The sequence below is a fragment of the Acaryochloris sp. IP29b_bin.137 genome, from assembly GCF_028285745.1.
GTDB lineage: Bacteria > Cyanobacteriota > Cyanobacteriia > Thermosynechococcales > Thermosynechococcaceae > Acaryochloris.
Map to the genome: position 1 here is coordinate 1 of NZ_JANQOP010000275.1, position 4979 is coordinate 4979.

General features: G+C 50.2%; 6 protein-coding genes. All 6 read left to right on the plus strand.

Annotation, left to right across the window (positions count from 1 at the left end):
- The first annotated feature begins 54 nt into the window (after positions 1–54).
- Positions 55–498, plus strand: a complete 444-nt coding sequence (locus Q0991_RS19530; RefSeq protein WP_299491661.1) for an acyl carrier protein — start codon at positions 55–57, stop codon at positions 496–498.
- The gene (locus tag Q0991_RS19535) at positions 491–1816 is read left to right on the plus strand and encodes an aminotransferase class I/II-fold pyridoxal phosphate-dependent enzyme (protein WP_299491664.1); all 1326 of its coding nucleotides are present in this window, start codon (positions 491–493) and stop codon (positions 1814–1816) included. Before Q0991_RS19530 ends, Q0991_RS19535 begins: the two co-directional genes overlap by 8 nt.
- 14 nt (positions 1817–1830) lie before the next feature.
- Complete coding sequence (locus Q0991_RS19540; RefSeq protein WP_299491667.1) at positions 1831–2502, plus strand: histidine phosphatase family protein; 672 nt, start codon at positions 1831–1833, stop codon at positions 2500–2502.
- Positions 2503–2556: 54 nt separating this feature from the next.
- Positions 2557–3378 carry an SDR family oxidoreductase gene (locus Q0991_RS19545; RefSeq protein WP_366525015.1) on the plus strand — a complete coding sequence of 274 codons (822 nt, stop codon included), beginning with the start codon at positions 2557–2559 and terminating at the stop codon, positions 3376–3378.
- Entirely contained in the window at positions 3378–4661 is a 1284-nt protein-coding gene (locus Q0991_RS19550) for a DNA methyltransferase (RefSeq protein ID WP_299491671.1), read from the plus strand. Before Q0991_RS19545 ends, Q0991_RS19550 begins: the two co-directional genes overlap by 1 nt.
- An 18-nt stretch (positions 4662–4679) precedes the next feature.
- Positions 4680–4979, plus strand: a 300-nt coding sequence (locus Q0991_RS19555) for a cation transporter (RefSeq protein WP_299491673.1), incomplete at its 3' end; no start/stop codon positions are given.

Sequence of the window (4979 nt, forward strand, 5' to 3'; positions counted from 1 at the left end):
TTAAATTCACAATTCGGTTTAACCTGTTGTTTAAGCAATTAGAGTAAAAACAATATGCCAATCCAGGAAAATTATCAGAGCACGGTCGCTGTGGCTGAAGCGCAAACTGTTTCAGCGTCACAAACCTCTCTTACAGTGACAGACATTCAAGCCTGGTTAATCAAACACTTGGCAACCTCTCTGGAAATGAGTCCAGAGGAGATCGATATCGATGTGGATTTTATTGACTATGGAATGAACTCTGTAGAGGTCGTTAATATTTCAGGTGAACTCGAACATTTTCTCGGTCGCCGTTTGGATCCCATGATGGTTCTAGATTATTCCAATATTCGTGAATTATCAGAGCACTTAGTAACCGATAATAAGGGCAGTTCCATGACCTCAGCCCTACCCGCAGATGCCGATGAACTCCTATCGAAATTGGATGTTTTGAGTGACGATGAAGTGGATGGCCTGCTGAACACGATGTTGTCAGAGCATAATGTTGCCCATGAGTAATTCGTCTAATTCCCTGGATCACCTCTCCGCAGAAGAAAAGCGCGAATTGCTGGCGGAATTATTGCAGAAAAAAGCTGAAGCCGAACCGGAGATTCCCCCCGAGCACTATCGCTTTGATCTCTATCCTGAATATCTCCAGCTCAAAGAACAGCAGACCCAACTGCAAGCCAACAACATCCGCAACCCGTACTTTTCCGTTCATGAAGGGATTGCCAGGGATACAACGCGAATTGATGGCAAAGAACTGATTAACTTTTCCAGCTACAACTACTTGGGGTTAGCTGGACACCCAACGGTTTCAGACGCAGCCAAACAGGCGATTGATCGCTATGGCACTTCTGTATCCGCCAGTCGCCCTGTTTCGGGAGAAAAAGCTTTACACCTAGAGCTAGAACAAGGAATTGCCGATTTTATCGGTGTAGATGATGCCGTTCTCTACGTTGCCGGTCACGGCACCAATGTCACGACCATTGGCCACTTATTTGGTCGCAATGATCTAATTCTCTACGATGCCTATAGTCACAACAGTATTTTTCTGGGCTGCATGCTATCGGGGGCGCGAGCCATTTCCTTTGCCCACAATGATGTAGCCGATCTGGAAAGACTCCTAAAGCAGCATCGCCAGCGCTACCAGAAAGTTTTGGTCGTTATTGAAGGCGTCTATAGTGCCGATGGTGACATTCCCGATTTACCCAAATTTATTGAACTCAAAGAACGCCACAAAGCTTTTTTGATGGTGGATGAGGCCCATTCGATTGGTGTTTTGGGCGAGCATGGTCAGGGCATTAGTGAGCATTTTGGCATTGACCCCAAGACCGTTGATATTTGGATGGGCACCCTGAGCAAATCCTTTGCCAGTTGTGGCGGATATATTGCGGGTTCCCAGCCCCTAATCGAATATCTCAAATGCACCGCACCTGGATTTATCTATAGTATTGGCATTACCCCCGCGAATACCGCTGCCTCTTTAGCCGCGCTACAAGTTTTGAAACAAGAACCTGAGCGTGTGGCTCGGCTCCATGCTCGGGCTCAATTATTCCTCGACTTGGCGAAAGAGAAAGGACTGAATACCGGCACCAGTCATGGTTCAGCTGTGATTCCCGTGATGGTGGGTGAGACCCTGAAAGCCTTGCATTTGTCGCAGCAGCTGTTTCACCAAGGGATTAATGTTCAACCGATGACCTTTCCCGTGGTGCCCCAAAATGAGGCGAGACTCCGCTTCTTCCTCAGCAGCACCCATACCGAAGCGCAAATTCGCCAAACGGTAGACACCCTTGCCACTTCCCTAGCCAAGATTGAGACTGAAATCCTGGCTTAATTGGGGGTGCCCATATGGCTGAGGTGGTTTGGATTGCACGGCATGGCCATCGCCAAGATTATGCTGATTTAGGCTGGCGCTCACGAGCAGAGCGCCCTTATGATCCAGGCCTTTCAGCCGCCGGGGTGGTGGAAGCTCAAGACTTGGCTGAACGTCTTCAGTCAGAGTCCATTGAGCACATTATCGCTTCGCCTTTTCTGCGAACGGTCGTCACCGCTGCCCATACGGCGACGGCACTCAATTTGCCCATCCAGCTTGAAGCGGGTCTAGGGGAACATATGCGTTCTAAGCGGTTTAAGCATCGCCCAGATCCCCTACCTATCGGCGAAATGGCCGATCGCTTTCCTCAAATTGATCGACGCTATGACAGCCAAATTATCCCCACCTTTCCAGAGACCCATAAGGAAGCCCTTTCCCGAGCTGGACAAACCATTCAGCGGCTGGTGAACACGTTCTCGGGGTCGCTGCTGATTGTTACCCATGAGTTAATTGGCAAAGGGACGGTTTGGGGATTAGTCAAACAACGCCCTCCTGTTCGTTTTCCTACCTGTGGGCTGACCAAATTGGTTCATGGGCAGGGAGAATGGAAGATGGCTTTCACGGGCGAAACCTCTCACCTCAGCCAACCTCGTCACCCGATTCCAGAGATCTGGAATTATCTATTACGGCAAATTGTTCATCGCTAAGGGTGAGCGTTCCAGGTCACTTTCTATCGTTAAGGATAATCTTTGAGTCAGCGAATGGACTTTAATCAGCGCCATATCATGATTACGGGTGGATCGAGTGGCATTGGTAAAGCCACTGCCTGCCTCCTTGCCAGTCAGAGGGCCAATCTCTCCTTGATTGCTCGCACACCGAGTCAATTAGACATCGCAGTTCAAGAGATCACAGCGTCTCAGATCCAGCCAGACCAGCAGGCTGTAGCACTGGCTGCGGATGTGGCTGACCGGGAAGCCTTAACTCAAGCCATTCAAACCGCAACGGCTCAACTGGGACCGCCCGATATTTTAATTACCGCTGCAGGGATAGCTCGTCCAGGCTATTTTCAAGAAATACCGCTAGAGGTTTTTGAGCAAACGATGGCGGTCAACTACTTTGGTACCTTGTATGCGATCAAAGCGGTTTTGCCTCTCATGGAGGAACGTCAGCGGGGACATATTGTGTTGATCTCGTCAGGAGCAGGATTGGTAGGACTCTTTGGCTATACCCCCTACAGCCCTAGTAAGTTTGCACTGCGAGGGTTAGCCGAATCTTTACGGGGAGAACTGAAAGGGACTGGGATTGGTTTGTCGATTGTTTATCCGCCCGATACGGATACGCCCCAACTGGAAGCGGAGAATAAAACCAAGCCTCCAGAAACAAAAAATATCACCGCCTCTGCGGAGATGTGGCAGCCGGAAGATGTGGCCCAAGAGATTGTCAAAGGGATTAAACACCAAAAGTTTGTGGTAGCCCCTGGTTTAGAAATGGGGCTATTGGCCAAGCTGCACAGTGTTTTAGCCCCAGGGCTGAACTGGTATTTTGATCGGATTGTTACGAAGACGAGATCGCAATCCTCTTAATGGACGTTTCTAATCCCAAGGACCTGAACCTGAACCGTTTGCAGGCGTGCGATCGCAGCTTCCATGACTGGTATCGCTTTATCTTGTCCTTTCCACCCCATTTGGTACGGACCTACATCGATAAGTTCGATCTAACTGAAAACAGCACAATCCTAGATCCTTTCTGCGGCACCGGGACAACCATTGTGGAAGCTAAGAAGCAGGGCATTCCTGCTGTTGGTACTGAAGCAACGCCTATGTCTTGGTTTGCCTCGCGGACAAAAACCACTTGGACCGTTGACCCGGATCAGGTGCGAGTGGCTACAGAACGGATTTGCGATCGCCTGGCCGACGACATTACACCTAAAAATACAACTCACCTAAAAAAGCTGGCACCGGAAGCGCGATCGCTCCTGCTTAAAAACTCCATTGGTGATCTGCCCCTCCATAAATGTCTGGTCTTACGGGATGCCATCGATGCTGAACCCAATCTGCCACTGCGACATCTTCTTCAGCTCGCTCTCGCCCATACCAGCGTCCACACCGCCAGCAACCTCAGATTTGCACCAGAGGTGAGTATTAGCCGCAGGCGAAAACAGGATGCTCCGGTCCTATCCGCCTGGCATCAGCAGGTAGACACCATGACAGCAGATTTAGAATCGGTAAAGGGTCCATCGCCACCGACCGCTTGCTATCGCCAGGATGCCAGGGATTTAACCCGGGCGATTGAACCCGAATCGATTGACGCAGTGATCACCTCTCCTCCTTATCCCAATGAAAAAGACTATACTCGCACCACCCGGTTAGAGTCTGTACTGCTCGGGTTTCTCCAGGATCCCTCTGACCTCAAATCCTATAAACAGTCTTTGCTTCGCTCCAATACTCGCAATGCGTTTGCCGCTGATCGGGATGATTTATGGGTCGCCCGAACCCCACAAATTACCCAACTCGCCGCCACCATCGAACGCCGCCGCCTAGAATTGGGCAAGGATTCCGGGTTTGAGAAGTTATATCATAGGGTTACCTCCCTCTACTTCGGGGGCATGAAACGCCACTTTGCGAACTTGCGTCCTATTCTGAAGCCGGGAGCCCAACTAGCCTACGTCGTGGGTGATCAAGCCTCTTTTCTTCAGGTTTTAATTCGAACTGGGGAGTTGTTGGCGGCCATTGCCGAAGAACTAGGCTATAAAGTCCGGGATGTAGAGCTATTCCGAACTCGCTTATCCAGCGTCACGGGCGAACAATTGCGGGAAGAAGTCGTTGTGCTGGAATGGCCTGGATATCAACAGCGGTCCTCTCGCTAATCACAGATGGACCGCAACATGATAGCTACGACCACAACCCCGCCCGATCAGGGCACGCAAGAGCAATGGGCCTTGACCCTTTCCATTATGGGATCTGCCGTCTTTGCCGTTCTGGGTGCAGTGTTTGGACTCTATACCCATTCTGGCGCTATCTTGCTGGATGGGTTTTACTCCCTCATGACCATGACCATGAGCTTTGTCAGTCTCAAGGTGGCAGCCTTAATTCAGGAAGGCCCCAGTCGGCGCTACCAGTTTGGTTATTACGGTTTTGAACCCTTTATCAATACGATTAAAGGCATTATCGTTCTATCGGTTAGT

Coding starts and splice junctions, on each gene's coding strand:
- Q0991_RS19550 (WP_299491671.1), top strand. CDS start 3,378: ATGGACGTTTCTAATCCCAAGGACCTGAACCTGAACCGTTTGCAGGCG.
- Q0991_RS19545 (WP_366525015.1), top strand. CDS start 2,557: ATGGACTTTAATCAGCGCCATATCATGATTACGGGTGGATCGAGTGGC.
- Q0991_RS19540 (WP_299491667.1), top strand. CDS start 1,831: ATGGCTGAGGTGGTTTGGATTGCACGGCATGGCCATCGCCAAGATTAT.
- Q0991_RS19535 (WP_299491664.1), top strand. CDS start 491: ATGAGTAATTCGTCTAATTCCCTGGATCACCTCTCCGCAGAAGAAAAG.
- Q0991_RS19530 (WP_299491661.1), top strand. CDS start 55: ATGCCAATCCAGGAAAATTATCAGAGCACGGTCGCTGTGGCTGAAGCG.